General features: G+C 72.0%; 27 protein-coding genes. 12 read left to right on the top strand and 15 right to left on the bottom strand.

All coding sequences use genetic code 11. The features are described 5' to 3' along the window. The first annotated feature begins 5 nt into the window (after positions 1–5). Positions 6–464 carry an iron chaperone gene (locus tag DEI97_RS01095; protein ID WP_111075182.1) on the top strand — a complete coding sequence of 153 codons (459 nt, stop codon included), beginning with the start codon at positions 6–8 and terminating at the stop codon, positions 462–464. Here DEI97_RS01095 and DEI97_RS01090 read toward each other — a convergent pair. From DEI97_RS01090 to DEI97_RS01060, 7 genes are all read right to left on the bottom strand, one after another. Continuing rightward, positions 442–900, bottom strand: coding sequence for a MarR family winged helix-turn-helix transcriptional regulator (locus DEI97_RS01090; RefSeq protein ID WP_111075183.1), 459 nt, complete (start codon positions 898–900; stop codon positions 442–444). The genes DEI97_RS01095 and DEI97_RS01090 overlap by 23 nt on opposite strands. A 63-nt stretch (positions 901–963) precedes the next feature. Next, positions 964–1,710, bottom strand: coding sequence for a phosphatase PAP2 family protein (locus DEI97_RS01085; protein ID WP_111075184.1), 747 nt, complete (start codon positions 1,708–1,710; stop codon positions 964–966). Between the two features lie 82 nt (positions 1,711–1,792). Continuing rightward, complete coding sequence (locus DEI97_RS01080; RefSeq protein WP_111075185.1) at positions 1,793–2,710, bottom strand: ROK family protein; 918 nt, start codon at positions 2,708–2,710, stop codon at positions 1,793–1,795. Then, complete coding sequence (locus tag DEI97_RS01075) at positions 2,707–4,407, bottom strand: dipeptide ABC transporter ATP-binding protein (RefSeq protein WP_111075186.1); 1,701 nt, start codon at positions 4,405–4,407, stop codon at positions 2,707–2,709. The genes DEI97_RS01080 and DEI97_RS01075 overlap by 4 nt, the downstream gene beginning before the upstream one ends. After that, on the bottom strand, positions 4,404–5,300 hold the full coding sequence (locus DEI97_RS01070; RefSeq protein WP_111075187.1) for an ABC transporter permease: 897 nt from the start codon (positions 5,298–5,300) through the stop codon (positions 4,404–4,406). The genes DEI97_RS01075 and DEI97_RS01070 overlap by 4 nt, the downstream gene beginning before the upstream one ends. Positions 5,301–5,358: 58 nt before the next feature. Continuing rightward, positions 5,359–6,318, bottom strand: a complete 960-nt coding sequence (locus DEI97_RS01065) for an ABC transporter permease (RefSeq protein WP_111075188.1) — start codon at positions 6,316–6,318, stop codon at positions 5,359–5,361. A 93-nt stretch (positions 6,319–6,411) separates the two neighbouring features. Beyond that, entirely contained in the window at positions 6,412–8,208 is a 1,797-nt protein-coding gene (locus tag DEI97_RS01060; RefSeq protein WP_111075189.1) for a peptide ABC transporter substrate-binding protein, read from the bottom strand. Between the two features lie 238 nt (positions 8,209–8,446). On the opposite strand from DEI97_RS01060, the gene DEI97_RS01055 reads away from it, so the two are divergent. The 3 genes from DEI97_RS01055 to DEI97_RS01045 are packed head-to-tail and all read left to right on the top strand — an operon-like array spanning position 8,447 to position 11,911. After that, positions 8,447–9,631: an ROK family protein gene (locus DEI97_RS01055; RefSeq protein WP_111075190.1), complete on the top strand. Its 1,185-nt coding sequence runs from the start codon at positions 8,447–8,449 to the stop codon at positions 9,629–9,631. Further along, complete coding sequence (locus DEI97_RS01050; protein WP_111075191.1) at positions 9,624–11,162, top strand: M81 family metallopeptidase; 1,539 nt, start codon at positions 9,624–9,626, stop codon at positions 11,160–11,162. Before DEI97_RS01055 ends, DEI97_RS01050 begins: the two co-directional genes overlap by 8 nt. Beyond that, the gene (locus tag DEI97_RS01045) at positions 11,159–11,911 is read left to right on the top strand and encodes a copper homeostasis protein CutC (RefSeq protein ID WP_111075192.1); all 753 of its coding nucleotides are present in this window, start codon (positions 11,159–11,161) and stop codon (positions 11,909–11,911) included. Before DEI97_RS01050 ends, DEI97_RS01045 begins: the two co-directional genes overlap by 4 nt. Positions 11,912–11,997: 86 nt before the next feature. Here DEI97_RS01045 and DEI97_RS01040 read toward each other — a convergent pair whose 3' ends face one another. Continuing rightward, positions 11,998–12,954 (bottom strand): helix-turn-helix transcriptional regulator, encoded by a 957-nt coding sequence (locus DEI97_RS01040; protein WP_146248158.1) that lies wholly within the window; start codon positions 12,952–12,954, stop codon positions 11,998–12,000. Positions 12,955–13,080: 126 nt separating this feature from the next. Between DEI97_RS01040 and glgX the strand changes: the two genes are divergently transcribed. Genes glgX through DEI97_RS01025 form a run of 3 tightly spaced genes read left to right on the top strand, consistent with a single transcriptional unit; the run spans position 13,081 to position 16,239 of the window. Continuing rightward, positions 13,081–15,099, top strand: a complete 2,019-nt coding sequence (glgX, locus tag DEI97_RS01035) for a glycogen debranching protein GlgX (protein WP_111075194.1) — start codon at positions 13,081–13,083, stop codon at positions 15,097–15,099. Positions 15,100–15,139: 40 nt separating this feature from the next. Then, on the top strand, positions 15,140–16,027 hold the full coding sequence (locus DEI97_RS01030) for an SDR family oxidoreductase (protein ID WP_111075195.1): 888 nt from the start codon (positions 15,140–15,142) through the stop codon (positions 16,025–16,027). A 41-nt stretch (positions 16,028–16,068) separates the two neighbouring features. After that, the gene (locus tag DEI97_RS01025) at positions 16,069–16,239 is read left to right on the top strand and encodes a hypothetical protein (RefSeq protein WP_181439276.1); all 171 of its coding nucleotides are present in this window, start codon (positions 16,069–16,071) and stop codon (positions 16,237–16,239) included. A 91-nt stretch (positions 16,240–16,330) separates the two neighbouring features. On the opposite strand, the gene DEI97_RS01020 is transcribed toward DEI97_RS01025, so the two are convergent. From DEI97_RS01020 to DEI97_RS01010, 3 genes are read right to left on the bottom strand one after another with little or no spacing between them, the layout of a single operon-like run. After that, positions 16,331–16,801, bottom strand: coding sequence for a DUF4396 domain-containing protein (locus tag DEI97_RS01020; protein WP_258376726.1), 471 nt, complete (start codon positions 16,799–16,801; stop codon positions 16,331–16,333). Beyond that, positions 16,798–19,026: a heavy metal translocating P-type ATPase gene (locus tag DEI97_RS01015; protein ID WP_111075196.1), complete on the bottom strand. Its 2,229-nt coding sequence runs from the start codon at positions 19,024–19,026 to the stop codon at positions 16,798–16,800. Before DEI97_RS01015 ends, DEI97_RS01020 begins: the two co-directional genes overlap by 4 nt. Positions 19,027–19,031: 5 nt before the next feature. Beyond that, positions 19,032–19,259, bottom strand: a complete 228-nt coding sequence (locus tag DEI97_RS01010; RefSeq protein ID WP_111075197.1) for a heavy-metal-associated domain-containing protein — start codon at positions 19,257–19,259, stop codon at positions 19,032–19,034. Between the two features lie 96 nt (positions 19,260–19,355). On the opposite strand from DEI97_RS01010, the gene DEI97_RS01005 reads away from it, so the two are divergent. Next, a complete protein-coding gene (locus DEI97_RS01005; protein ID WP_111075198.1) occupies positions 19,356–19,682 on the top strand; it encodes a metal-sensitive transcriptional regulator in 327 nt (108 codons plus the stop codon). A gap of 117 nt (positions 19,683–19,799) precedes the next feature. Continuing rightward, complete coding sequence (locus DEI97_RS01000) at positions 19,800–20,258, top strand: DUF4383 domain-containing protein (protein ID WP_111075199.1); 459 nt, start codon at positions 19,800–19,802, stop codon at positions 20,256–20,258. A 115-nt stretch (positions 20,259–20,373) separates the two neighbouring features. On the opposite strand, the gene DEI97_RS00995 is transcribed toward DEI97_RS01000, so the two are convergent. Then, entirely contained in the window at positions 20,374–20,730 is a 357-nt protein-coding gene (locus DEI97_RS00995) for a VOC family protein (protein WP_111075200.1), read from the bottom strand. Positions 20,731–20,883: 153 nt separating this feature from the next. On the opposite strand from DEI97_RS00995, the gene DEI97_RS00990 reads away from it, so the two are divergent. After that, positions 20,884–21,183, top strand: coding sequence for a Dabb family protein (locus DEI97_RS00990; RefSeq protein WP_111075201.1), 300 nt, complete (start codon positions 20,884–20,886; stop codon positions 21,181–21,183). 214 nt (positions 21,184–21,397) lie between these two features. Then, the gene (locus DEI97_RS00985; protein ID WP_111075202.1) at positions 21,398–22,609 is read left to right on the top strand and encodes an FAD-dependent oxidoreductase; all 1,212 of its coding nucleotides are present in this window, start codon (positions 21,398–21,400) and stop codon (positions 22,607–22,609) included. 72 nt (positions 22,610–22,681) lie between these two features. Here the strand turns inward: DEI97_RS00985 and DEI97_RS00980 are convergent, their stop codons facing one another. The 3 genes from DEI97_RS00980 to DEI97_RS00970 form a co-directional block, all read right to left on the bottom strand. Then, positions 22,682–23,143 carry a BLUF domain-containing protein gene (locus DEI97_RS00980; protein ID WP_111075203.1) on the bottom strand — a complete coding sequence of 154 codons (462 nt, stop codon included), beginning with the start codon at positions 23,141–23,143 and terminating at the stop codon, positions 22,682–22,684. A gap of 124 nt (positions 23,144–23,267) precedes the next feature. Further along, positions 23,268–23,435, bottom strand: a complete 168-nt coding sequence (locus tag DEI97_RS00975) for a hypothetical protein (protein WP_181439277.1) — start codon at positions 23,433–23,435, stop codon at positions 23,268–23,270. 35 nt (positions 23,436–23,470) lie between these two features. Then, positions 23,471–25,198: an AMP-binding protein gene (locus DEI97_RS00970; RefSeq protein WP_111075204.1), complete on the bottom strand. Its 1,728-nt coding sequence runs from the start codon at positions 25,196–25,198 to the stop codon at positions 23,471–23,473. 156 nt (positions 25,199–25,354) lie between these two features. Here DEI97_RS00970 and DEI97_RS00965 point away from each other — a divergent pair, with 156 nt between their 5' ends. Continuing rightward, on the top strand, positions 25,355–26,347 hold the full coding sequence (locus DEI97_RS00965; protein WP_111075205.1) for a helix-turn-helix transcriptional regulator: 993 nt from the start codon (positions 25,355–25,357) through the stop codon (positions 26,345–26,347). Positions 26,348–26,354: the final 7 nt, after the last annotated feature.

Genomic DNA, 26,354 nt, shown 5'->3' with positions numbered 1-26,354 from the left:
CCACCATGGCAGCACGCGACGACGCGTCCGAGACCACGTTCACCGCCGAGGAGCGCGCCGCGATGCGCGAGCACGCGGCCGAGGTGAAGGCGAGCCGGAAGCGTGGGACGACGAAGGCCGAGAAGGCCGCGCTCGACGCCCAGGCCGTGGTCGACAAGATCGCCGCGATGCCCGAACCCGACCGGGGCCTGGCGGAGCGCATCCACCGCATCGCGCTCGAGGCCGCACCCGACCTGGCACCGAAGCTCTGGTACGGCATGCCCGCGTACACGAAGGACGGCGCGGTCGTGTTCTTCTTCCAGGACGCCGCCAAGTTCAAGGCGCGCTACTCCACGCTCGGGTTCCAGGACCCGGCGACGCTGGACGACGGGTCGTTCTGGCCGACCTCGTTCGCGGTGACGCCGGAGTTCTCGGACACCGACGAGCAGACGGTCGCCGAGCTCATCCGTCGCGCGACGGCCTGAGCCCCTCCTCCAGCCGCTCGAGCAGGCCGACGGCGGACACCACGCCCGCAGCGTCGATGCCCTGCGCGTCGAGGGCGGTCCGGAGCGTCTCCGCCCACCGGGCCCGCAGCAGAGCGATGCTCTCGGCCGCGAGCGCCGTCGGGTACAGCTGTGCGGTCCGGGCGTCGTCCGGGTGCGCCCGTCGTTCGACCATGCCCTTCGCGACGAGCGATCCGAGCGCGACGCTGAGGTTGCTCCGCCGGAGTGCGGTCGCGTCCGCCGTGGCGCTCGGTGTCGTCCCCGGGTTCGTGTCGACCCAGCGCATCACCAGGACCTCGGTGCCGGTGAGGGGAACCACGTCGACGGCCCGCGGTCCGGTCGAGTCGAGCTCCCGCGCGACGCTGAGGACGGCGTCCGCCAGTCGGGCCAGCGCGTCGTCGGAGGTCGGAGAGGTCATCCCCGCACCGTAACCCCCGCTGGCGGGCAGCCCGCTCGGCCGGGCCGGGTCAGTGCTGCACCGTCAGTGCCGTGCGGTGCGCCGTGCGGTCAGTGCCGGGCGGCGCAGGACGGGGATGCGCGGCATCGCCCAGTCCACCCAGACCAGCCGGGCGGCCGGGGCGACGGCGAGCGCCCACACCACGGACGCGACGGTGTCGGTCGGGTAGTGCACGGCGTCGATGGTGAGCGAGAGCACGACCACCACCACGACCACGGTGCCGAGCGTCACCGCGAGGGTGTGCCACCGGGTGTCGCGGAGCACCCACGTCAGCGCGATGACGATGGCGACGATGAACACGGTGTGTCCGCTCGGGTACGACGGGTCGGGCTGTGTCGCGAACGGGTGCGGCAGCAGCGAGGTGTCCGGCCGGGGGCGGTGGACGAGTTCCTTGACGAGGTCCGAGGGCACCCAGGTGATCGCGACCGTCCCGGCGAACGCGGCGGCCGGGCGGATGTCGCGTTGCACGGCCCAGAGCACACCGGTGACGATGACCGTGATGCCGATCGCCGGCGCCGGACTGATGACGTGGTAGACCGCCGTGGTGACCGCGCCGAGCGCCCCGATGTGCAGGGAGTTCAGCGCGTGTGCGAGACCGAAGTCGACGTCGCCGAGGACGAACCCGACGATCGTGATGACGATCACGGTGCCGAGGGCGATCGCGATGGTCGCGAGCGGGTAGGGCGTCCGGACGAGGATGCCGGTCGGCGTGCGCTCCCGGCGGGCAGGCGACTCCCGGCGGGCAGGCGTCGGGGCGGGCGCGTCGGTCATCCGATGATCCTCTCAGGCTGTGTGCTGCTGGCGTGCCGGGAGTCCTGCCCGGCAGATCAGAGAGCGTTCAGCAGCGCGGGGCTCACACCGGGACGACGAGCCGCCGCACCTGCGCCGCCGCGCCGAGCGCCACGGCGTCCGGCCCGAGCGTGGAGGGTTCGACACGGATCGCCGCTCCGCTGACCGGCGGCTCGTCCGCGAGCGCCGACGCGATGGCCGGCGCGAGCAGGTCCCACGACCGGGCGACCCCGCCGCCGATGACGACCGTCGTCACGTCGAGGATCCCCGTGGTGAGCAGGACGGCCCGGGCGACGCCCCACCCGGCGGTCGTGAACACGGCCTGGGCGTCGGGGTCGCCGGCGCGTGCGGCCTCGGCGACCTGGTGGGTGCCGAGGCGTCGGCCGGTGCGCGCGGCGTAGCGGTCGGCCATCCCGCGGGCGCCGGCGACGGTCTCGAGGTGGCCGCGTTGCCCGCAGGTGCAGGGGGTGTCGCCGAACCCGGGGACGTGGCCGATCTCGCCGGCGGCGCCGTGCGGGCCGCCGAACAGGGTGCCGCCGAGGACGAGCGCCCCGCCGACGCCGGTGCCGAGGGTCATCCCGAGCACGTCGGACTCCCCCGCGACGGCGCCGGCTGCGACCTCGCCGAGGAGGAACGCGTTGACGTCGTTGTCGAGCGTCGCCGGCACCCCGAGCCGGGCGGTGACGGCGTCGGTGACGCCGTAGCCGGCCCAGCCGGTGAACGAGTTCGCGGTGACGAGCACCGTGCCCGTGGTCGGGTCGACGACACCGGCAGCGCCCACCCCGACACCCGCCAGGGAGGCCCGGTGCCGGTCGAGCAGGGACCGCACCGCCGCCTCGGCCGCGTCGAGGATCGCGTCACCGCCGTCGTGTGCCGGTGTGGGCAGGTCGATCCGGTCGAGGACCTCGAGGTCGGTGGTGGCGACGAGGACCTTCGTGTTCGTGCCCCCGACGTCGATGCCGGCGAGGACCTCCGCACTCACGGGGTCACCGCGGCGGGGGAGGCCAGGCGTTCCGTCCGACGCTGCCGTTGCACCACCGGGTCGGGCACGGGGACGGCGGCGAGCAGGCGTCGGGTGTAGTCGGTCGTCGGGTGCAGCAGGGTCTCGCCGGTCGGACCCTGCTCCTCGACCGCACCGGCGCGCATCACGACGACCCGTTCGGCGAACTGCTGCACGACGGCGAGGTCGTGCGAGACGAACAGGCACGCGAAGCCCAGGTCGGCCTGCAGGTCGGTGAGGACCTCGAGGACGGCTTCCTGCACGCTGACGTCGAGGGCACTGGTCGGTTCGTCGGCGACGAGCAGCCGCGGGTCGAGCACGAGCGCCCGGGCCAGGCTGACGCGCTGCCGCTGCCCGCCGGAGAGCTCCCGCGGGGCACGGGTGGCCAGGGCGCGGGGCAGGCGGACGGCGTCCAGGACCTCGTCCACCCGGCGACGACGGTCGGCGGCCGAGGTCCGTCGACGGTGGATGCCGAGCGGTTCGGCGATGCACTCACCGACGGACATCCGTGGGTCGAGCGAGGCCACCGGGTCCTGCAGCACGACGCCGATGCCGGAGCGGAGGGCCAGGCGGTCCCGTCCCCGGGTGCGGCGGAGGTCGGAGCCGAACAGTCGGACGCTGCCGGCGGTGGGGCGGACCAGGCCGAGGGCGACGCGGGCGGCGGTGGACTTGCCGGAGCCGGACTCGCCGACCAGGCCGACGGTCTCCCCGGCGTGCACGACGACGTCGATGCCGCGCAGGGCGTGCACCGCGCGGGCGCCACGGCCGAAGGTGACCGACACGTCACGCAGGTCGACCACCGGGGTGGAGGCGGGCCTCCCGTCCGGTTCGTCGGCGGACGTCGGTCGGTCCGTCACCACGGGCCGCTCCGCCGACGAGGCGGCGGTCTGGAGGCGCGGCACCGCGGCCAGCAGCCGCTCGGTGTACTCGTGCTGCGGCCGGAGCAGGACGTCCTCGACACCGCCGGTCTCGACGATCGAGCCCTGCAGCATCACCGCGACCCGGTCGGCGAAGTCCGCGACGACGCCCATGTTGTGGGTGACGAGCAGCACGCCGGTGCCGGTGTCGGCGGCGAGCGCCCGGAGCAGCTCGAGGATCTCGGCCTGCACCGTGACGTCGAGCGCGGTGGTCGGCTCGTCGGCGATGAGGAGCGCCGGCTCGTTGGCGATCGCCATCGCGATGACGACGCGCTGCCGCTGCCCGCCGGACAGCTGGAACGGGAAGGCCTTCGCGCGGTCCTCGGGCGACGGGATGCCGACGCGGCGGAGGAGTTCGACGGCCTCGGCTGCGGCTGCGGCGGCGGACACCTGCCGGTGGTTCCGGATGACCTCGGCGATCTGCTTGCCGACCCGGGTGAGCGGGTCGAGGGCGGTGGCGGGTTCCTGGAACACCATCGAGACGGTCCGGCCACGGAGGGCACGGAGGGACGGTTCGGCGGCACCGACGACCTGGTGTCCGTCGACGACGGCGCTGCCGGTGACGGTGGCGTTGCCGGAGAGCAGCCCCATCGCGGCGAGCGCGACGGTGGACTTGCCGGAGCCGGACTCACCGACGAGCGCGAGGGTCTCGCCCGGTGCGACGGTCAGCGAGACGCCCTGGACGGCGTGCACGTCGCCGGACTCGGTGCTGAAGTGCACGCCGAGGTCGTCGACGGCGAGGATCGGTTCGGTGGCGGTCATCCGCGGCCCTTCACGTCGAATGCGTCCCGGAGTCCGTCGCCGACGGCGTTGAGCGCGCAGACGACGAGGATCACGGCGAGTCCCGGTGGCACGATCAGCCACCAGCGACCGGAGTAGGCGGCGGTGAGGCCCGCCGAGAGCATGCCGCCCCAGTCCGTCGCCGGCGGCTGCACGCCGAGGCCCAGGTAGGAGACGTAGGCGACCAGGAGGATCGCGTCGGCCACCTGGAACGTCGCGGCGACGACGATGGTCGACACCGAGTTCGGCAGCAGGTGCCGGCCGATGGCGCGGGCGTGCGAGCCACCGATGGCGCGGAGGGTGAGCACGAAGTCGCGGTTCTTCAGCGTCAGGGTCTCGGCGCGGATGAGTCGGGAGGGCACCAGCCACGAGACGAACCCGAGGATCACGATGAGCCCCCAGACGCCCGGGGTGGTGATCGCCGAGATGACGAGCAGGATGAACAGCGCCGGGATCGCGATGCCGGCGTCGACGATGCGCATCATCACGGCGTCGACCCAGCCGCCGACGTACCCGGCGACCGAGCCCCAGAGCGTGCCGACGACGGTCGCCAGGATCCCGGCGGCGATGCCGACCATGAGCGACACCTTGCCGCCGTACATCAGCCGGCCGAGGACGTCGTGGCCGACGGCGTCGGTGCCGAGCAGGTGGGCGCCGCCGGGGCTCTGGTTCGCCTGCTGGAGCATGGTGTGCGTCTGGTCGGTCGGGTACAGGAACGGACCGACGAAGCAGAACAGCACGATGACGACGAGCACGACCAGGCCGATGACGGCGAGGGTGTTGTGCCGGAAGCGGCGGGCGGCCAGCCGGAAGCCGGTGGCGGCGACCGTGACCGGTGCGCCGGGCGTCTCGGGGGCGAGTTGGACGGTGGTCATGCGCGGCCTGCCTTCACGGTGCTCGTCCGGTACGTGTCGATGAGGGACTGGACGGTGGTCATGCGCGGCCTGCCTTCACTCGCGGGTCGATCAGGGACTGTGCCACGTCGGCGAGCAGGGTGCCGACGACGGTGGCGACGGAGATGACGAGCACGCAGCCGAGGAGCGTCGGGTAGTCCGACGTCTGCGCCGCGTTCCAGAAGAGCAGCCCCATGCCGGGGTAGTTGAACAGCTGCTCGGTGACGAGCGCACCGCCGAACAGCACCGGCAGGTAGTAGCCGAGCATCGCGACGACGGGCGTCAGCGAGTTCCGGAACACGTGCCGGCGGAGGATCGTCGCCGTCGACGAGCCCCCGGCGCGGGCGGTGCGGACGTAGTCCTCCTGCAGGTTCTCCAGCGTCGCCGCGCGCATGTACCGGCTGAAGACGGCGATCATCGCGAGGGCGCCGGTGAGCACCGGCAGGACGAGGCCGGCCGGCTGCTGGAACACCTCGGCGAGGGTGGTGCCGCTCGGTGCCTGCGACGGCAGCCACGGCAGCTGCTGGCTGAAGACGATGATGAGCACGAGGCCGAGGAAGAACGCGGGCGTCGAGTAGAAGACGAACGCCAGGGCGGTGGCGGTGTAGTCGATCGCGCCGTTGCGTCGCGCTGCCTGCCACATGCCGACCGGGATCGCGATGACGATCCCGAGCACGGCGGAGAGTCCGGTGAGGACGAGGGTCTTCGGGATGCGCTCCTGGATGAGCTGCGAGACCGGTTCGTTGAGCGTGTACGAGGTGCCGAGGTCGCCGGTGAGCAGCCGTCCGAGGAACCGGAGGTACTGCACGGGCAGCGCCTGGTCGAGGCCCTGCGCCTGGTTGAACGCGGCGATCTGGGCGGGGGTCGCGGAGACGCCGAGCACGCCGCGGGCGGGTCCGCCGGGCAGCGCGTGCAGCAGGCAGAACACGACGATCGTGACGATGAGGATCACCGCGAGCGCCTGCAGGACGCGGCGGGTGAGGTAGAGGGCAGTGGTCATGCTGCTTCCGATGGTCGGGTCCGGGACGTGGGGCGGACGGGAGGCGCGGTGCGCGTCGGACGCGCGCCGCGCCTGCCGTCCGTGGTCACGGTGCTACTTGCTCCACTTCCACTGCGCGGGGTGGAAGTTCGCGAGCGAGTCCTGGTCGAACCCGCTCAGGCCGCTCTTCTTGACGGAGATCTGGTAGTCCGGGCTGGGCAGCCAGATCACCGGCAGGTCCTTCGCGACCGCGGCGCTGTAGTCCTGCACGGCACTCGCGTCGGTGGAGGTGGTCGTCGCGTCGATGAGCGAGTCGACCTGCTTGTTCGAGTAGCTGCCGAAGTTCGCCGAGCCGCCGGTGGAGAACAGCGACTCACCGGTCGGGTAGGCCGGGAAGTACCAGCTGCCGGCGGTGCCGAAGAAGGACAGGTCCCAGTCGCAGCTGGACTCGTCGGCGGTGCAGGTCGGCGTCTGCGACAGGACGCTCGACACCGGGGCCGTCTTGATCGAGAAGCCGATGCCGGTCTTCTCGAGCGACGACTGGATGGCGCTCATCATGTTGTCGGTGACGGTCGAGCCGGACTGCGAGAGCACCTTCATGGCGAACTTCGTGCCCGCCGCGACGCCCTCGCCGCACTGGCTGGACGAGGTGCCCGGGTCGGTGCAGACCATGGTGCCGCCCTGCTTCGTCCAACCGTGGCTCGTCAGCAGTGCCGCGGCCTTCTCCGTGCTGAACGGGTACGGGTTGTCCTTCTGCACGTCGGAGACGTAGTCGGACTCCTGCGCCTGCGGGATCGGACCGTAGGTGGAGGTGGCGGTGCCGTTGAAGACGACCTTCGACAGCGACTTCTGGTCGATCGACATCTGCACGGCCTGGCGGGCGTACAGCTGCTTGAAGACGGCGCCCATGTCCGGGTTGTTGAAGTTGTACGGCATGTACGTGATCGCCCAGCCGGTCCAGGGGTCGACCTCGTAGCCCTTCGACGTGAAGGAGTCCTTCTGGTCGAGGTCGGTGGCGTTGATGTAGCCGTAGTCGACCGCACCGGAGCGCAGGGCGTTCGTCTCGGCGTCCGCGGTGGTGAAGGGCAGCAGGTTGACGGTCTTGATCGACGCCTTCTCACCGCCGTCGTACTTCGGGTTCGCGGTCAGCTGGACCTTGCCGGCGGTCGTGAACGACGACAGGCCGTAGGGGCCGGAGATCGTCTTCCACAGGTCGTCCGAGTCGTAGTCGGCGATCTTGCCCGCGGCGGTGTTGAGGTACTTCCAGACCTGCTTCGCCCCGGTCGTGGTGCGGTCGGCGTCGCTCACCTGGCCGGAGGCGCTGGTCTTGTCCCAGGCGTGCTGCGGCAGCGGGATGATGTAGCTCAGCTGGTTCGCGAGCATCCAGTCCTTGTTGTACGCCTTGTCGAACGTGATCGTGAAGTGCGTGTCGTCGACGGTCTTGAAGGACGTCCAGTTGTCCGGCGCCTTGCCCGCCGAGTACGAGCCCCAGTCCTTCGCGTTCGCCTTGATCAGGTTGAACCAGAACTCGACGTCGCGGCTGGTGATCGGCTTGCCGTCGGACCAGTGCCGGTCGCCGAGCGTGATCGTGACGCTCTTGCTGTCCGACGCGAAGTCGGCGGCGGTGGCGACGGAGCCGGGCTTGTCCCACCCGATCTTGCCGGTCGAGCCGTCGTAGGCGATGAGGCGCTCGTACAGCGACTGCGCGATCGAGCCGTTGTTGGTGTTGAGGTGCGCGGCGGTGCCGATCGGCAGGATCCAGTTCGGCGTGAAGTTCGCCGGCAGCGCGTAGTTGATCTCGTCGGACGACGAGCCGGTGGTGGCGGAACCGCCCCCGGAACAGCCGGCGAGCAGGGCGCTCACCGCGAGCGCGGCTCCGGTGAGGAGGGCCCAGCGACGGGGCTTGGTCATGCGTGACTCCTTGCGCGAGGACGCCATCGTCGGCGTGGTGGAGGGACGGGAGTGTGACCAGGACCAGGCCCCGGTGGCACGTGCACAGTCAATGGCCGAAGTCGTTGGAAAAACAAACGTTCTCGTGTAAATAGTCTGTTTCTGCGGAACGGCGGAAAGCGCGGACCGGTCCTTCTGCCCCGTAGGATCGGTGACATCGGGCGGCCATCGCGCCCGGTGACGCCGATTGGAGAAAGTCGTGCCGGACCTCAGTGCGCGCGTGCTCGAACTCATCGCCAGTGGCCAGGCCTCGAGCCGGACCGAGATCGCCCAGCTCCTCGGTGCCGCGCCGTCGACGGTGTCGCACGTCGTCGGACAGCTCCTCGGCCACGGCATCCTGGCCGAGGAGGGCACCGACGTCTCCACCGGCGGCCGGCCCCGCAAGGTCCTGCGGATCGGCGGCTCGGACGAGTACGCGGTCGCCGCGGACGTCGGTGGCGGTCACGTCCGGATCGGCATCGTCCTGCCGGGAGGCGCGCTCGAGTCCGTCTCGACCGTCCCGTTCGCGCTCGCCGACGGTCCGACGGCCGGCCTCGCCGCCCTGGCGGAGCTCCTCGACGCCCTGGTGACCGAACGCGGACGCGACGGTCTGCGCGGGGTCGGGTTGAGCCTCCCGGGTCCCGTCGACGTCGAGGCGGGCGTCGTCGACCTGCCGAGCCGGATGCCCGGCTGGAACGGGTTCCCGGTCGCCGCGTGGCTCACCGAGCACTTCGGGGTGCCGGCCGCGATCGACAACGACGCGAACTGCATGGCCGCGGGCGAGCAGACCGTGCAGCCGTCCACCCGACGCCAGGCGATCACGGTGAAGGCCGGATCGGCGATCGGTGCGGGCATCATCATCGACGGTCACCTGTACCGCGGGTCGACCGGAGCCGCCGGGGACATCACGCACGTGCGCATCGACGCGGCCGGCGACACCCCGTGCTCGTGCGGCAACACCGGCTGCCTCGAGACCGTGGCGTCCGGGGCGGCGCTCGTCCGGATCCTCCGCGAGGCCGGCGTCGACGTCAGCACCACCCAGGACGTGGTCCGGCTGGCGCTCGAGGCGCACCCGGAGACCACCCGTGCGGTCCGCCTGGCCGGGCGGTACCTGGGCGAGGTCCTGGCCGCCAACGTGAACTTCTTCAACCCGGACGCCGTCTCCCTCGGCGGCATCCTGTCCACCCTCGAGCCGTTCGTCGCCGCCGTGCGGAGCCAGCTCTACGAGAGCTGCCACCCGCTCGTGACGCAGCACCTCGTCATCGAGCGGGCCTCGCTCGGCGCCGACGCCGGACTGGTCGGAGCCGGCCAGTTCGCCCTGCAGCGCGGCCTGGCGGCATCGCTCGAGGAGCTGTCCACCCCCGTCCCGCTGCGCACCACCAGGAACAGGAGCACCCGTGTCTGACACCGGAACCACCGCCGAGGCCCGCCGCCCGGTCATCGCCATCGCCGGCCTGGCCATCGAGACGTCGACGTTCACGCCGACCCGCACTCCGGCCGCCGCCTTCCACCCGGACCGTGGCGACGAGGTCGTCGCCCGGTACGACTTCCTCGCACCGCTCGCCGAGCGCGCCGACTTCCGGGGTGCCCTGATCGGCCACGCACTGCCCGGCGGGGTCGTCCTGCGGGAGGCCTTCGAGGAGCTCAGCGCCGAGATCACCGACCGGCTGTCCGCGATCGCCGCCGACACCACGATCGACGGGCTGTGGTTCGACATCCACGGCGCGATGGTGGTCGAGGGACTCGACGACGCCGAGACCACGCTGCTCGAACGCATCCGCGCGGTGATCGGCCCGGACGTCGTCGTCTCGGCGTCGATGGACCTGCACGGCAACGTCTCGCGCGGCCTCGCCCACCAGTGCGACCTCATCACCTGCTACCGGCTGGCCCCGCACGAGGACGCCCTCGAGACGAAGGAGCGCGCCGTCCGCAACCTGGTCGATGTGCTCACCACCCGACCGGTCGGGGCACAGCGCCCGGTGATGGCCTGGATCCCGGTGCCGGTCCTGCTGCCCGGCGAGAAGACCTCGACCCGCATCGAGCCGGCCGCGTCCGTGTACGGGCAGGTCGCCGAGGTCGAGTCGACCGACGGCGTGCTCGACGCCGCGATCTGGGTCGGCTACGCCTGGGCCGACCAGCCGCGGAACCGCGCCGTCACGGTCGTCACCGGCTGGGACGAGGATGCGGTCCGTGCCGGTGCCGAACGCCTGGCCCGGTCGTTCTGGGACGCCCGCGAGGACTTCGCCTTCGTCGCCCCGGCCGGCTCGTTCGACGAGTGCCTGGCCGCCGCCCTCGCCCCGGGTGCCGCACGCCCCTACTTCGTCTCGGACTCGGGCGACAACCCGACCGCCGGCGGCTCGGGCGACATGACCTGGGGACTGACGCAGCTGCTCGCGCGCGACGAGTTCCGGAGCGCCGACGGCCCGGTCGTCCTCTACGCCAGCGTCCCCGGCCCCGCCGCGGTCGCCGCGTGCGTCGCAGCCGGCGTCGGCGCGACCGTCACCGTGACCGCCGGTGCCGAGGTCGACGACCTGCACGCCGGACCGCTCACCATGACCGGACGTGTGCACGCGGTGAAGACCGGCGACCGGGACGCCCGGACCGAGGTCGTGCTGCAGGTCGGCAGCGTCTTCGCGATCCTCACCGAGCTGCGGAAGCCGTACCACCACGAGCACGACTTCACCGACCTGGACCTCGACCCGCGGAGCGCCGACCTGGTCGTCGTGAAGATCGGGTACCTCGAACCGGAGCTCTACGACATGGCCGCCGACTGGATGCTCGCGCTGACCCCGGGCGGTGTCGACCAGGACCTCGAACGCCTCGGCCACCACCGGATCGAACGGCCGGTGTACCCCTTCGACCGGACCTTCCCGGAGCCCGACCTGACCGCCCGGGTCATCCCGGCGTCCGACCGACCCCTCGGAGCCCACGCATGACCGGACGCAGCACCTCCCCGTCGCTCGAGATCGCCGTCACCTCGGCGACGGGAGCCGCGACCGCCCTGGCCGGGGGCGCCGACCGCGTGGAACTCTGCAGCGCGCTCGAGCTCGGCGGCCTCACCCCGTCGCAGGGGCTCGTCGAGGCCGCCGTCGCCACCGGGCTGCCCGTGCACGTCCTGGTCCGCTGCCGTCCGGGCGGCTTCGTGCACGACCGGGACGAACTCGACCTGATGGAACGCGAACTCGTCGCCGTGCTGCGCTCCGGGGCGACCGGTGTCGTGGTCGGAGCCCTCCGCCCCGACCGCACGCTCGACACCGACGCCCTCGCCCGCTTCGTGGCCGCCGCCCGCACCGAGCGGTCCGACGCCGAGGTCACCCTGCACCGGGCGATCGACCACGCCGCCGACCCCGTCGCCGCCGCCGCCACGCTCGCCGAGCTCGGGTTCACCCGCGTCCTGACCTCCGGCGGGGCCCCGACCGCCCTCGCCGGCGCCGACACCATCGCACGGATGGTCGCGGCCTCGGGGTCCGTCCAGGTGATGGCCGGCGCCGGCGTCACGCCCGCGGACGTGCCCGTGCTGCTCGGGACCGGGGCCGCCGCCGTGCACCTCTCGGCGAAGCGGCTGGCGGACACCGCGCACGGGGGCGTGCCGATGGGCGCCGGGGACTCCGGGGGCGGGCACTTCGAGACCGACGCCGAGGTGGTGCGGGCAGCGCGGGCTGCGGTGGACGCGCACCGCGACTGACGGAGGCGGCGGGGCGGGGGTGATCCGGGCCTCCCGGCCGCGCCCTGTCGCGCCCGGCCGCGCCCGGCCGCGCAGCGAGCTCGCGGTCAGTCCGCGTGCACGCCGCTCCGCAGCGTCGCACTCGGCAGCTCGCCGAACCGTGCCCGGTACGCGCCGGAGAACCGACCGAGGTGGGCGAAGCCCCACTCCCGGGCGACCTCGGCCACCGCGGCGGTCGACGGATCGGCCGACCGGAGTGCCTCGTGCACGGCGTCGAGCCGGACGTTCCGCAGGTGCGCCAGCGGCGACACCCCGACCGACCGGTTGAACGACTGCTGCAGCCCGCGCGGGCTCATCCCGGCGGCGGCGGCGATGTCCGCGAGCGTGACCTCGCCCTGCGCGTGCTCCTGGATGTACGTCAGCGCGACGCGGAGTCGCTCGCTGCTCGTGGTCGCGGGGGCGTCCACCGGGAACGTGGCGACCACGGTCCGGGCGACGCGGGCGTTCAGTTCGGCGCGCTCGCGGCCGACGACCGACTCGTCCGTGATCGCGGCACCGAGCTCCTGCAGGACCGACCGCAGTGCGGCGAGGTCGGCGTCGGACTCGGTCCGGCGGAACCGCAGGGGGCCGGCGACCTGGATGCCCTCGGCGGCGAGCGCCGACCGCAGGAGCCGGTCCGACAGGTGCAGCATCGACACACGGCCGGTGGCGGCCTCGAAGTCGTAGCGGAACGCGGCGGCGATGAGGAACGGCTGGCCGGGGCGGACCGTGGTGCGGACACCGTCCTGGTCGGTGATGACCGCGCTGCCGTCCCCGATCCAGAAGACGATGTGGTCGGCGCGGGGCTCCATCGTGCCGGTCCGGCGGCCCTCGACCGCGGATCCGCGGAGCGACAGGTCGGCGTCACCAGCGCCGGTGTACCGGAACGCCGAGCGCTCGTCGCCGATGCCACCGCCGGTACCGTACGTGTCGCTGAGACTCGCGGGTCGGGTCGCACTCGTCCCCGCCAACCGGACGGCACGGAAGCCGTCGGGGGTCCCCGAGCTCGGGCGCAGATGGGTCACGCCCTGATGTTCCCATGTCTGTCCGTCGTGCGCGAGCACCCGGTGCGTCGCGTCGGGCGGCACCGGGGGCGACGCCGGGGTACGCCGATCGGTGCCGGGCACAGTCGCCGACCGGTAGAAGGAGTCATGACCTCCTCCACGCGGAACCCCCTCGGCGTCACCCTCGTCGACGGCGGCGCCAACGTCGCCGTCTTCTCCAGCACCGCCGAGCGCATCGAGTTCTGCCGGTTCGACGACGACGGCACCGAGCACCGGACCGAGCTGACGAACCGCACCGGCTACACCTTCCACGACGTCGTGCCGGACGTCATCGTCGGCACCCGCTACGGCTTCCGCGTGCACGGCGCCTGGGACCCGGCGAACGGCCTGCGCCACAACCCGGCGAAGCTCCTGCTCGACCCCTACGCCACCGCGATCGACGGCGGGTACCAGTGGGGCCAGGAACTGTTCGGCCACGACATGGACGAGCCGGAGCAGATGGACGAGTCCGACTCGGCCGCCGCCATGCCCCGCTCGGTCGTCGCCGACCGCTCGTTCGACTGGGACGGCGACACCCGCCTCGAGACCCCGCTGGCCGACACCGTCGTCTACGAGGTCCACGTGAAGGGCTTCACCAAGCAGCACCCCGACGTGCCCGAGGAGATCCGCGGCACCTACGCGGGCCTGGCGCACCCGGCCGCGATCAAGCACCTCACCGACCTCGGCATCACCGCGGTCGAGCTGCTGCCGATCCACCAGTTCGTGCAGGACTCCACGCTCGAGGACAAGGGCCTCCGCAACTACTGGGGCTACAACAGCATCGGCTTCTTCGCCCCGCACAACGAGTACGCCGCCTCGGGCACCGCCGGCCAGCAGGTCGCGGAGTTCAAGGAGATGGTCAAGGCGCTGCACGCCGCGGGCCTCGAGGTCATCCTGGACGTCGTCTACAACCACACCGCCGAGGGCAACCACATGGGCCCGACGCTGTCCTTCAAGGGCCTCGACAACCAGTCGTACTACCGGCTGGTCGAGGGCGACGAGGCGAACTACTTCGACACCACCGGCACGGGCAACAGCCTCAACGTGTCGCACCCGACGGCGCTCGGCCTCATCACGGACTCGCTCCGCTACTGGGTCGAGGAGATGCACGTCGACGGCTTCCGCTTCGACCTCGCCACGACCCTGACCCGTCAGGACGGCGAGGCCGAGAAGCACTCCGCGTTCCTCGACATCATCCACCAGGACCCGGTGCTCCGCGACGTCAAGATGATCGCCGAGCCCTGGGACACCGCCGGCTACCAGGTCGGTGGCTTCCCGGCCGACTGGTCCGAGTGGAACGGCAAGTACCGCGACGACCTCCGCTCGTTCTGGCGCGGCGACGAGGGCACCCTCGGTGACGCCGTGCAGCGTGTCCTCGGCTCCCCCGACGTCTACGAGGGCTCCCGCCGCTCGCCGCTCTGCTCGGTCGACTTCGTCACCGCGCACGACGGCTTCACGCTGGCCGACCTCACCATGTACGCCGAGAAGCACAACGAGGCGAACGGCGAGGACAACAACGACGGCGAGAGCAACAACACCTCGTTCAACGGCGGCATCGAGGGCCCGACCGACGACGGCGCGGTGAACGACTACCGCGACCGCCAGCGCCGGAACTTCCTCGGCACGCTGCTGCTCTCGGCCGGTGTGCCGATGATCCTGGGTGGTGACGAGATCGCCCGCTCGCAGGGCGGCAACAACAACGCCTACTGCCAGGACGACGAGATCTCGTGGTTCGACTGGGCCGCGGCGGACCAGGACCTGCTCGCGTTCACGACCGCGGCGATCGCGTTCCGCCAGCAGCACGTCGCGCTGCGCCCGGAGTGGTACCGCACCGCTCCCGGTGACTCGCCATCGACCGTGTCGGTGCTCCGCGCCGACGCCAACGGCTTCGAGGACGGCGACTGGACCGACGGCGGCAACCGCGCCGTGATCCTGGTGCTCGCGCAGGGCGACGACAGCATCGCGCTGCTCCTCAACGCCTCCGAGACGACCGTCGAGTTCACGCTGCCGGAGCGTCCGGGCGGCGGCACCTGGTCCCTCGGCCTGTCGAGCGACCAGGACCAGGCCGTGGACGGCGACGCGACGACGCTGCTCGTCCGCGACGCCTCCTTCACGGCCCTGCAGTAGCCCGAGAGGCCTCCAGTCACCCCGAGAGGACAGTGAGAGCATGAGCCAGTACGAGAAGCACGATCCGACCACGCTGTACCCGGTCCCGCCGTTCCCGAAGCAGGAGCAGTCGCTGCCCGGGGCCGCCTGGAAGATGGACCCGAAGCCGGACCACGGCGAGGAGAGCTACGTCGGCCACGGCCGGCTGGCGGGCTTCCGCGGCATCGTCACGGGCGCCGACTCCGGCATCGGCCGTGCCGCCGCCATCGGTCTCGCCCGGGAGGGTGCCGACCTGGTGCTGTCCTACCTGCCCGACGAGCAGCAGGACGCGGAGGAGGTCCGCGACCTGCTCGCGGGCGAGGGCCGGAAGATCGTGCTGTTCCCCGGTGACATCTCGGACGAGCAGTACTGCATCGACCTGGTGCAGACGGGCGTCGACGAGCTCGGCGGCCTGGACACCCTGGTGATGGTCGCCGGTCGGATGGACAGCAACGACGACATCCTGACCCTCGACACGTCGATGTTCGACTCCACCTTCAAGACGAACATCTACTCGCTGTTCTGGCTGACGAAGGCCGCGGTCCCGCACCTGGAGCCCGGCTCGACGATCGTCACGACGGGCTCGATCCAGGCGTCCACCCCGTCGCCGGACAAGATCGACTACGCCGTCTCGAAGGGTGCGATCAAGCTCTTCACCGAGGCGGTCGCCCAGCAGCTCGCGCCGAAGGGCATCCGCGTCAACTCGGTCGCCCCGGGTCCGGTGTGGACGCCGCTGCAGCCGGGTTCGGACGACGCCGAGACGGTGTCGACCTTCGGACAGCAGGCACCGTACGGCCGTCCGGGTCAGCCGGCCGAGCTGGCCGCGGCGTACGTCCACCTGGTCAGTCCAGAATCGAGCTACCAGTCCGGTTCCACGATCACGGTCGCCGGCGGCACGCCCGCCTTCTGAGCCCGATCCGAGTCCGGTCAGCACTTGCGAAGGAGCACACGATGAGCAACGACACCACGGCGCACGACCCCGAGGGCACGCCGAAGCCGGACGGACTCGGCGACGACGGGACCGTCCCCAACGAGCCCGGCGGTGTGGCGGCCGGGTTCACCGGTGACGACTCGCACTTCAACCCGGAAGAGGACGCCGCCGACGGCGACTCCGACGCCTGACCGGACGGCACACACGCGCTGACCGCATGACGGGAGGCCCGGTACCAGCTGGTACCGGGCCTCCCGTCATGTCATCGGTGCGGTGGTGCGCTCAGTGGTGCGCGTGCACCTTCGCGTGGCCGAGCCCGCGGCGCATCAGCGCCCGGTTGACCGGCGTCGTGACGACGAAGGCCAGGGCGAGGGACAGCGCGAGCGAGCCCCAGAACAACCACTGGTCGAGCTGCGCGTCGAGGGCGCCCGGGATCGCGACCACGACCGTGTTGTCGATGACCTCCATCACCGCGATCGACACCGTGTCGGCGGCGAGCGCGACCCGCAGTGCGGCGCCGAGCGACAGGCCGGAGCGGAGCACCCCGCGCATGGTCAGGGCGTAGCCGAAGACGAACGCCAGCACGATCGACAGCACCACGGTGCCGACGTTGTGGAGCCCGGTCGCGGTGCCGATCACCATGCCGAGGACCTCGCCGATCGCGCACCCGGTCAGGCAGTGCAGGGTGGCCTGGGCTGCCATCGACCACGTGGTGGTGCCGTGGCCGCTCATGTCGTCGCTGTGCCCGCTCACCGGGTGCTCGCGTCGACGGATCGGAACCGGCGGAGCCGCAGGCTGTTGGTCAGCACGAAGACCGACGACAGCGCCATGGCTGCCCCGGCGATGACGGGGTTCATCAGCCCGGCCATCGCGAGCGGGATCGCGGCGACGTTGTAGGCGAAGGCCCAGAACAGGTTCGTCCGGATGGTGCGGAGGGTCCGGCGCGACAGCCGGACGGCGTCCACCGCGGCCCTCAGGTCGGCACGCACCAGGGTGATGTCGGCGGCCTCGACGGCGGCGTCCGTGCCGGTGCCCATCGCGATGCCGAGGTCCGCGGCGGCGAGTGCGGCGGCGTCGTTCACGCCGTCGCCCACCATCGCGACGGTCCGGCCGGCCGCCTGCAGCTCGGTGACGATCCGGTACTTGTCCTCCGGTCGGACGCCGGCGGTGACCCGGTCGATGCCGACCTCGGCAGCGACGCGCTCCGCGACCCCGGCGGCGTCCCCGGTGAGGAGCATGGTGTCGAGGCCGAGCTCGTGCAGCCGACGGACGGCTTCGGCGGCTCCGGGCGCGACGGTGTCCTCGACGACGACGAGCCCGCGGACCCGGCCGTCCCAGGCGACGGCGACGGTGGTCCGTCCGGCGGTCTCGGCCTCGGTCGCCGCGGTGGACAGGGACCCGGGCATGGTGACCGACCAGGCGTCGCGGAGCCAGGACGGGCGGCCGACCAGGACCAGCATGCCGTCCACGAGTGCCTGGACACCGAGTCCGGCGGTGGACGCGAACGACTCGGGACGGGTCTCGGAGCCGGCGCGGTCGGCGCCTGCGGTGACGACCGCGCGGGCGATCGGGTGCTCGGACCCGGACTCGGCGGCGGCCGCGGCACGGAGGACGGCGTCGGCGTCCTCGCCCGCGGCGGGCAGGACCTCGGTCACGCGCATGGTGCCGGTGGTGACCGTGCCGGTCTTGTCGAGCAGGACGGTGTCGATGCGGCGGGTGGCCTCGAGGACCTGCGGCCCGCGGATCAGGATACCGAGCTGCGACCCACGACCGGTGCCGACCAGCAGCGCGGTCGGCGTCGCGAGCCCGAGCGCGCAGGGGCAGGCGATGACGAGGGTCGCGACCGCGGCGGTCAGGGCGGCCTCGACGTCGCCCGTGAGCACGAGCCACCCGACCAGGGTCAGGGCGGCGAGTCCGAGCACGACGGGGACGAAGACGCCGGAGACCCGGTCGGCCAGGCGCTGGACGTCGGCCTTGCCGGTCTGCGCCTGGGTCACGAGCGTGCCGATCCGGGCGAGCTCGGTGTCCGCGCCGACCCGGACGGCCTCGACGGTGAGCAGGCCGCCGACGTTGACGGTCGCACCGGTCACCGCGGTGCCCGGACCGACCTCGACGGGGACGCTCTCCCCGGTCATGACGCTGGTGTCGACCGCGCTCGTGCCGTCGACGACGGTGCCGTCGGTGGCGATGCGTTCACCGGGGCGGACGACGAACCGCTCGCCGACGCGGAGGGACGCGGCCGGGACCTCGACCTCGCGGCCGTCACGGAGCACCCGGGCCGTGCTGGCACCGAGGGCGAGCAGGGCGCGGAGGGCGGCGCTCGACCGGGTCTTCGCTCGGCCCTCGGCGTACCGGCCGGCGAGCAGGAACACCGTCACGGCGGCCGCGACCTCGAGGTACGGCTCCGGGGCGGCACCGCGGGGGGCGGTGAACGCGAAGGTCATGTGCATGTCGGGTCCGCCGGCACCGCCGAACACCAGCGCCCAGAGGGACCAGAGCCCGGCGGCAACGATGCCCAGGCTGACGAGGGTGTCCATCGTCGCGGATCCGTGGCGGGCGTTCAGGGCTGCGGCGCGGTGGAACGGCCAGGCCCCCCAGGTCGCCACCGGGGCGGCGAGCACGAGTGCGACCCACTGCCACCACGGGAACTGGAACGCCGGCACCATCGACAGCGCGACGACCGGGACCGCCAGGACCGTGGAGACCACCAGGCGTCGGCGGAGCGGCGCCAGGGCGTCCACGTCGGGCTGCGCGGGCTCGGGGCGGCGGGCGCCGTAGCCGGCCTGCTCGACGGTGGCGATGGCGTCGTCGACCGCGGTGCCGTCGGGCAGCGAGACCGTCGCGGTCTCGGTGGCGTAGTTCACGGTCGCGGAGACGCCCGGCATCCGGTTGAGCTTGCGCTCGATGCGGTTCGCGCACGAGGCGCACGTCATGCCCTCGATCGCGAGCTCGACCGGAGCCGGGGTCGTCGTCGCCACCGGGCTCAGCGCTCCGCCAGGGTGTAGCCAGCCTCGTCCACCGCGGCGTCCACGGCGGTGTCGTCCAGCGGCTCGGTGCTCGTCACGGTCGCGGTGGAACGGCCGCCGGCGACCAGGTCGACCCGCACGTCGGTGACGCCCGGCAGCTCCCGGAAGGCTTCGTCGATGCTCATGACGCAGTGCTCGCACGTCATGCCGTCGATGCCGTAGGTCGCGGTCTGCTGGTCGGTCATCCGGTCCTCCTCGTGTCACCCGTCGGACGGGTACGCTGCTCGCATACCCTCAGGGGGTACCCCTACCGTAACGCCGACGACGAGGATCTGTTCCCGATGAGCGAAGAGACAGCGGAGACCGCGCACCACGAGCCCACGCACCACCACGGCTACATCTCCGCGAAGGACGACTACCGCAAGCGCCTGCGCCGGATCGAGGGCCAGGCCCGCGGGCTGCAGCGCATGGTGGAGGACGAGGAGTACTGCATCGACATCCTCACCCAGGTGTCCGCGATGACGAAGGCACTGCAGGCGGTGTCGATGGGGCTGCTCGAGGACCACCTGCGCCACTGCGTCACCGACGCGGTCGCCCGGGGTGGCGACGAGGCCGAAGCGAAGATCCAGGAAGCCACACTGGCCATCAAGCGCCTGGTCCGGTCCTGACACCCCCTTCTCGTGTACTGCTGGGTTCTCCCACCAAACCGACTGCTGGTCCACTCCGAATGTCCTGCGAGGCGCATGGCAACCGACCGCGTCGACTCCTGACGAAGGGTTTCCCTGATGACCACCAACGCATCCGCACGCTCCGGCTACGGCACCACGCTCACCCAGAAGGGCGCGCTGCTCTTCGGTGTCGTCTTCATCATCGTCGGCATCGCCGGCTTCATCCCCGGCCTGACGATGGACATGGGCACCATGTCGGTCGGCGGCAACGACTCGATGGCCAAGCTGCTCGGCATCTTCCAGGTGTCCGTCCTGCACAACATCGTCCACCTGCTGTTCGGCATCGTCGGCCTGCTCGCCGCCCGCTCGCACGGCTTCGCCCGCCAGTACCTGCTCATCGGCGGCATCGTCTACGCCGTGCTCTTCATCTACGGCCTGTTCACGGCCGGCATGGCCAGCGCCGCGAACTTCGTGCCGCTGAACGTCGCCGACAACGTGCTGCACCTGGTCCTCGCCGTCGCGATGATCCTGCTCGGCATCGTCCTGCCGCGCGCCGGGGCCCGCACCGCCCGCTGAGTGCGGTGACGGTCCGCGCACCGCGCTGACCGCATGACGGGAGGCCCGTGACCAGCTGGTCACGGGCCTCCCGTCATGCGGTCCGACCGTGCGACGTCGCACGGCCGGTCCGTCGTCAGCCCTGCGGCGGCGAGTACAGCTGCAGGTCGTTGCCCTCGCTGTCCTTGAAGGGGATGATCTTGCCCCACGGGTGCTCGCTGATCTCGCCCTGGATGTCCGCACCGCGCTCCTTGAGCGAGGCCACCTCGTCCTCGATGCTGCCGTCCGGCTGGAACGAGACGACCGCGCCGCCGTCGCTCGACTGGCTGGCAGACTCGCGTCCGTTGAGGCCGATCATCAGCCCACCGGCGTCGATCTCGCTCCAGTCGTCGGACTGGTCCGTGACCGTGAGACCGAGCGTGTCGCGGTAGAACGCGACGGCGCGCTCCATGTCGCTGACCGGGACCCAGACTGCTGCGACTCCACTTGCCATGGTGTTTCCTCTCGTCGTGGTGTGCCCTGGACGCTAGGCCGCCGGGTGCCCGCGACGACCCAGCCCCGCACCGGTTCGGGGTACGCCCAGCACGGCGGCGGAGGCTCGGGGTGATCGCCGCCGACGGTGCGCGACCCCGACGAGAGGACGACCATGACCGAGATCGTGCACGTGGTGCTCGTGGACTGGGACGGCGAGGACGGCACCGCGCCGGAACGCGCGAGCGCCCTGGTCGCCGAACACCTGCCGACCATCGACGGCGTCGTGTCCGTCACCTCCGGGCCGAGTGTCAGCCCCGAGGGGCTCGAGGGCGGCTTCGACTGGGCGCTCGTCGTCCGGTTCCGCGACGCCGCCGCCCGGGACGCCTACCTGCCCCACCCGGCGCACCAGCCGGTGGCGGACCACATCGGGGCGCGGAGTGCGCGGGTGGTCGTCTTCGACGTCGCGGGCTGACCAGGCGGACGGACGGGAGGCCCGTGGGGCGGTGTCGCCACGGGCCTCCCGTCTGACTGCCCGGCTTCTCAGTGCGGCTGGTCCCGCTTCGCCATACGATCGTCTTGCCGGAACGTCCGCGTCACGCATCGAGCAGGTCGTGTGCAGGCCGCAGCGAGACGACGCGATCACGGCTGATCGACTGGTCCCTCACCGACACGAACGGGTTCACCGCATGCAAGCAGTCATCGTCGGGGGCGGGATCGCCGGCTTCGCCGCCGCCGTCGCCCTGCATCGAGCCGGGGCCGACCCGATCGTCCTGGAGCGCACCGCCGGGTTCGCGGACGATGTCGGATCGTGGTTGCAGGTCGCCAGCAACGGAGTCGCAGCGTTGCGCGAACTCGGTCTCGGAGCGGCCGTGTCGGCGATCGGGGTCCCGACGCCGCGACTGCAGACGTTCGACCCGCGCGGACGTCTGACCGCGGACCTCCCGCTCGGGCTGCAGGACGACGGAGCGACGACGCGTTCGCTGGACCGAGCCGATCTCTACCGGCTACTCCGCACGGAGGTGCAACGGCGAGGCATCACGATCGTCACCGGAGCACGTGTGCTCAGCGCCGTCGACGAGGGGAACCGGGCGAGCGTGCTCACCGAGACGTCCGAGCGCTTCACGGCGGACGTCGTCATCGGTGCGGACGGTGTCGGCTCTGCCGTCCGACGCACCTTCGGAGGCCACGGACCCGGGCCGGACGCCGCGACGTCGCGGGAGGTCCTGGCCCCGGTCGTCAGCATCGGCGGCACGTACTCCGGCAGCGGACTCACCGACGCCGAGGCCGGGACCACCGGAACGCTGCAGTTCCGGTTCGGCAGGGACTGCTTCGTCAGCACGATGCGGGTCGACGCGTCGACCGTCATGTGGTTCGCGAACCCACGCCTCAGCACGGTGGCCGGAGGCGTGGACGTCGCCGTGGGCATGAGCGGCCCGGAGTGGGTCGCGGAGCTCCCGCGGCTCGTCGGGCGGGACGTCCTCCCGCTCGCGGCGCTGTCGGCGGGTTCGCGGAGCGTCGACGTGTGGGCGTCCCGGACCACCCCGCGTCCGGTGCGGTGGGGGCGCGGTCGGGTGGTCCTGATCGGGGACGCGGCGCACGCGATCCCGCCGACCGCGGGGCAAGGCGCTTCCCTGGCGCTCGAGGACGCCGTCGTCCTCGGTTCACTGGTCGCCGGTGGAGCCCCGGCGACGACCCTCGCGATACGGATGCAGGAGCTGCGGAGCCGCCGTGTCGATGCCATCACACGGCAGGGGGAGCTGCTGGACAAGAGCAAGACACTCGGCGTGGTGGGGTCGGCGCTCCGCGATCGGCTGGTCCTGCCCGGCGCTGCGTTGGCGGCACGCCGAGCGCGCGTGGGACCGGCGGCGTGGATGTACCGGTTCGATCCGTCGACCTGACCCGGCATGATGACGAGGGACGGGAGGCCCGTGGCGGTGTCGCCACGGGCCTCCCGTCCCTCCGTGGCCGGGTCAGCCGGCGGTGCGGAACCGGTCCGGTCGCGCCTGGAACCACCGGATCAGCTCACGGAGTGCCGGTGAGGCGTTCGAGGGTACTGCGTCCGGGGCGGGGGTCTCGGCGGAGATCGACTCGACGTCGTCGAACGTGGAGCGGTAGCCGGGCACGTCCTGCAGGTCGGTCTCGGAGGTCGGCGCGAACGCCATCGTCCGCTGCGGGAACTGCCGCTCCTCGATGACGTCCTCGAGCAGCATCGTCACCTTCGTGTGCCGCGGGTCGGTCTTGATCGTGGCCATCTTGGCGCGCACGGCGGCGTCCGGGCCCTCGAGCAGCTGCAGGAAGTACCCGTTCCGGAACAGCAGCATCCCGGTCACGTCGTTCTGCTCGTTGGCGGTGCGGCTCTGCGAGAGCAGGCCGGCAAGGTCGGCGTCGTCGAACGAGTCCGTCGCGACGCTCGAGTAGATCAGCGACAGCATCAGAGGGCACCGCTTCCGGTCGGGGAGGCCCGACACACCCGCGGAGGACGGGTGAGGAACCGGATGCCAGCGAACTCCGGCGCGGCTGGGAGCCGGGCGTCGCTGTCCGCTGAGCGGCGGTGGGTCAGCTCTGTTCGGGCTCCGCCGGCTCGCCGCCGGAGTCCACGTCGCTGTCCTGCTGGGGGTCCTCGGTGGCGTTGCCCGAGGCGGACCCGTCGGGGAGCTCCTCCGTGCGTCGTGCGTCTTCTTCGCTCACGCCGTCCGGGCCGGTTCCACTCAGTGCATCACTCATGACGGGGACGCTACGCCGACCCGGTGGACGCCCGGTCAGTCCTCGCGTCGGCCGGTGCGCAGGCCGTCGAACTGGTCGTCGCGCCACTCCCCCGCGACCGGCGGACCACCGGCGGCCTCCTGCTCGCGGGCGCGGAGCTCGACCCGGCGGATCTTCCCCGACACCGTCTTCGGCAGCGCGCCGAACTCCAGCCGGCGGACGCGCTGCCAGGCGGGCATCGCGGTGCGGGCATGGGCCAGGATGCTCCGCGCGGTCTCGGCCGTCGGTTCCCACCCGGCCGCGAGCGTGACGTACGCCTTGACGACGTTGAGCCGGGACTCGTGCGGAGCCGGGACGACCGCGGACTCGGCGACCGCGGGGTGCTGGAGCAGAGCGCTCTCCACCTCGAACGGCGACACCTTGTAGTCGGAGGACTTGAAGACGTCGTCGGTCCGGCCGACGAAGGTCAGCGAGCCGTCCTCGTGCCGGGTCGCGACGTCACCGGTGTGGAAGTACCCACCCCGCAGGGCGTCGTCGGTCCGCTCCGGGGCGCCGAGGTACCCGGCCATCAGGTTGACGGGGCGGGTCGTCAGGTCGAGGCAGACCTCGCCCTCGGTGACGCCGGCCTCGCCCGTGACCGGGTCGAGGAGCTCGATCGCGATGCCGGGCAGGCCGTGGCCCATCGCCCCCGGACGGACGGTGTCGCCCGGGGCGTTGCCCACGATCGCGGTGGTCTCGGTCTGCCCGTAGCCGTCACGGATGGTCCGACCCCAGGCCTCCTCGACCAGGCGGATCACCTCGGGGTTCAGGGGCTCGCCGGCGGAGACGACCTCACGGAGCGCACGCGGACGGGCGCCGAGGTCGGCCTGGATGAGCAGGCGCCACACGGTCGGCGGGGCACAGAACGAGGTGACCTCGGCCCGCTCCAGCTGGTGCAGCAGGGCGGCCGGGTCGAAGCGCTCCTGGTTGTGCACGAAGACGGTGGCCTCGGCGATCCACGGGGCGAAGAAGCAGCTCCAGGCGTGCTTGCCCCAGCCGGGCGAACTGATCGCCAGGTGCACGTCGCCGGGCCGCAGACCGATCCAGTACATCGTCGTCAGGTGCCCGACCGGGTACGAGGTCTGCGTGTGCACGACCATCTTCGGCTTGTCGGTCGTCCCCGACGTGAAGTACACCAGGCAGGGGTCGTCGGACGCGGTGACGACCTCCGGACGCCATTCGTCAGCCGGTGCCGGTTCGCCGAGGTCGTCCGGGTAGGTCGTCCAGCCGTCCGCGCTGCCGCCGACGACGATGCGCGTGAAGTCGCCCGTGACGCCGGCGTACTTCGGGGTCTCGCGGAGCGTGGTCACCACGTGGGCCACCTGACCGCGGTCGACGCGGTCCTGCAGGTCCGCGGCGCCGAGCATGGTCGAGGTCGGCAGGATCACGGCGCCGACCTTCATCACGGCGAGCATCGACTCCCAGAGCTCGAGCTGGTTGTCGAGCATGAGCAGGACGTGGTCGCCCTTGCCGACGCCCAGGTCGTGCAACCGAGCCGCCAGCCGGTCCGATCGGGCAGACATCTCGGCGTAGGTGGTGTGCGACTCGCGGCCGTCCTCCTCGACGATCGCGAGCGCTTCACGGTCGTTGCCCTGCGCGATGACGTCGAACCAGTCGATCGCCCAGTTGAACGTCTCGCCGACGTCGGGCCAGCGGAAGTCACGCCGCGCGGCCGCACTGTCGGAGCGGGCGTGCAGCAGGACGTCTCGGGCGGCGCGGAAGGCGGAGGCGGGTTCGGTGCGCATCCTCTGACCTTTCCCCATCCCGCTCGTGATGCACAGCAGGACACCTCGAATAGCGCATCGGGATGTCGTGAGTCAACCCCTCGCGGACAGACCGTCGCCATCCGTACGGTCTCCGATGGCGTGCTCCGTCTGCACGCCCGGACGGAGAGGAAGCGGATGACCACGATCGACGACACCGCGCCCGACCGTGCGGCGGACGACGACCGCAGCACCGTCCGGCTCGAGGCCGCCGGCGGGTCCCCGGCCGCGGCCGTCGTGGACCTCAGCGGCTTGTACGCCGGGCGACACTGGGCAGCGCGCAGCACCGGCCGGCCCTTCTCGTACCGCTACACCGCCGTCGGCGACGCGGACGTCACGTTGCGGCGGTCGCAGATCTCCGGCTCGATCCGCGGCCTGATCCCGGTGTCCGACGACTACGTCGTGCAGTGGCTGACGGCCGGCAACGGGATCCCCGACGTCGTCCGCGACCGCGTGCCGATGGTCGACGACGTCCCGATGCTCTTCCCGACCGCCCGCGAGTTCGTGTTCGCGTACGAGGACTACGACCAGCGTCTGGTGCACATGTCCCGCCGCCTGGTGCACGAGGTCGCCGACGAGCTCTTCCACACCGGTCCGGTCCCCGACCTCGGCATCGACCACCTGCGCACCCTCGACCCCGCCGCCGTGACGCAGTGGCGGAACAGTCTGTCGCTGCTCTCGCGTGAGCTGCGTGCCGGCGGTGTGGAGAGCCTCCTGTGGCACACGCTCACCCGTGAGACCGCCGCGGCGTTCCTCCGGATGTACCCGCCGACCGTGACCGCCCTGCCGCCGGCCGTGCTCCTGCCGAGGCGGGCGCGCCTCCGGGCCGCCGTCGAGCACGTGCACGCGCACGCGGCCGAACCCCTCACCGTCGCCGACGTCGCCGGGGCCGCGGGGCTCAGCGTCCGCGCCACCCAGGAGGCGTTCCAGCGCCACATCGGGATGACCCCGCTCCGCTACCTGCAGCACGTCCGTCTCGAGCGGGTCCGCCAGGAGCTGCTGCAGGCCGACCCGACCACCGTGTCCGTGCAGGCGATCGCACGGGCGTGGGGGTTCGCGCACCTCGGTCGGTTCTCGGCGGCCTACCGGAACGCGTACGGCGAGTACCCGCGGAACACCCTGCGCCGCTGACGACCCG

It is taken from the genome of Curtobacterium sp. MCLR17_032 (assembly GCF_003234795.2).
In the GTDB taxonomy this organism is placed as follows: Bacteria; Actinomycetota; Actinomycetes; order Actinomycetales; family Microbacteriaceae; genus Curtobacterium.
This window is presented reverse-complemented; position numbering and strand designations above follow the sequence as displayed.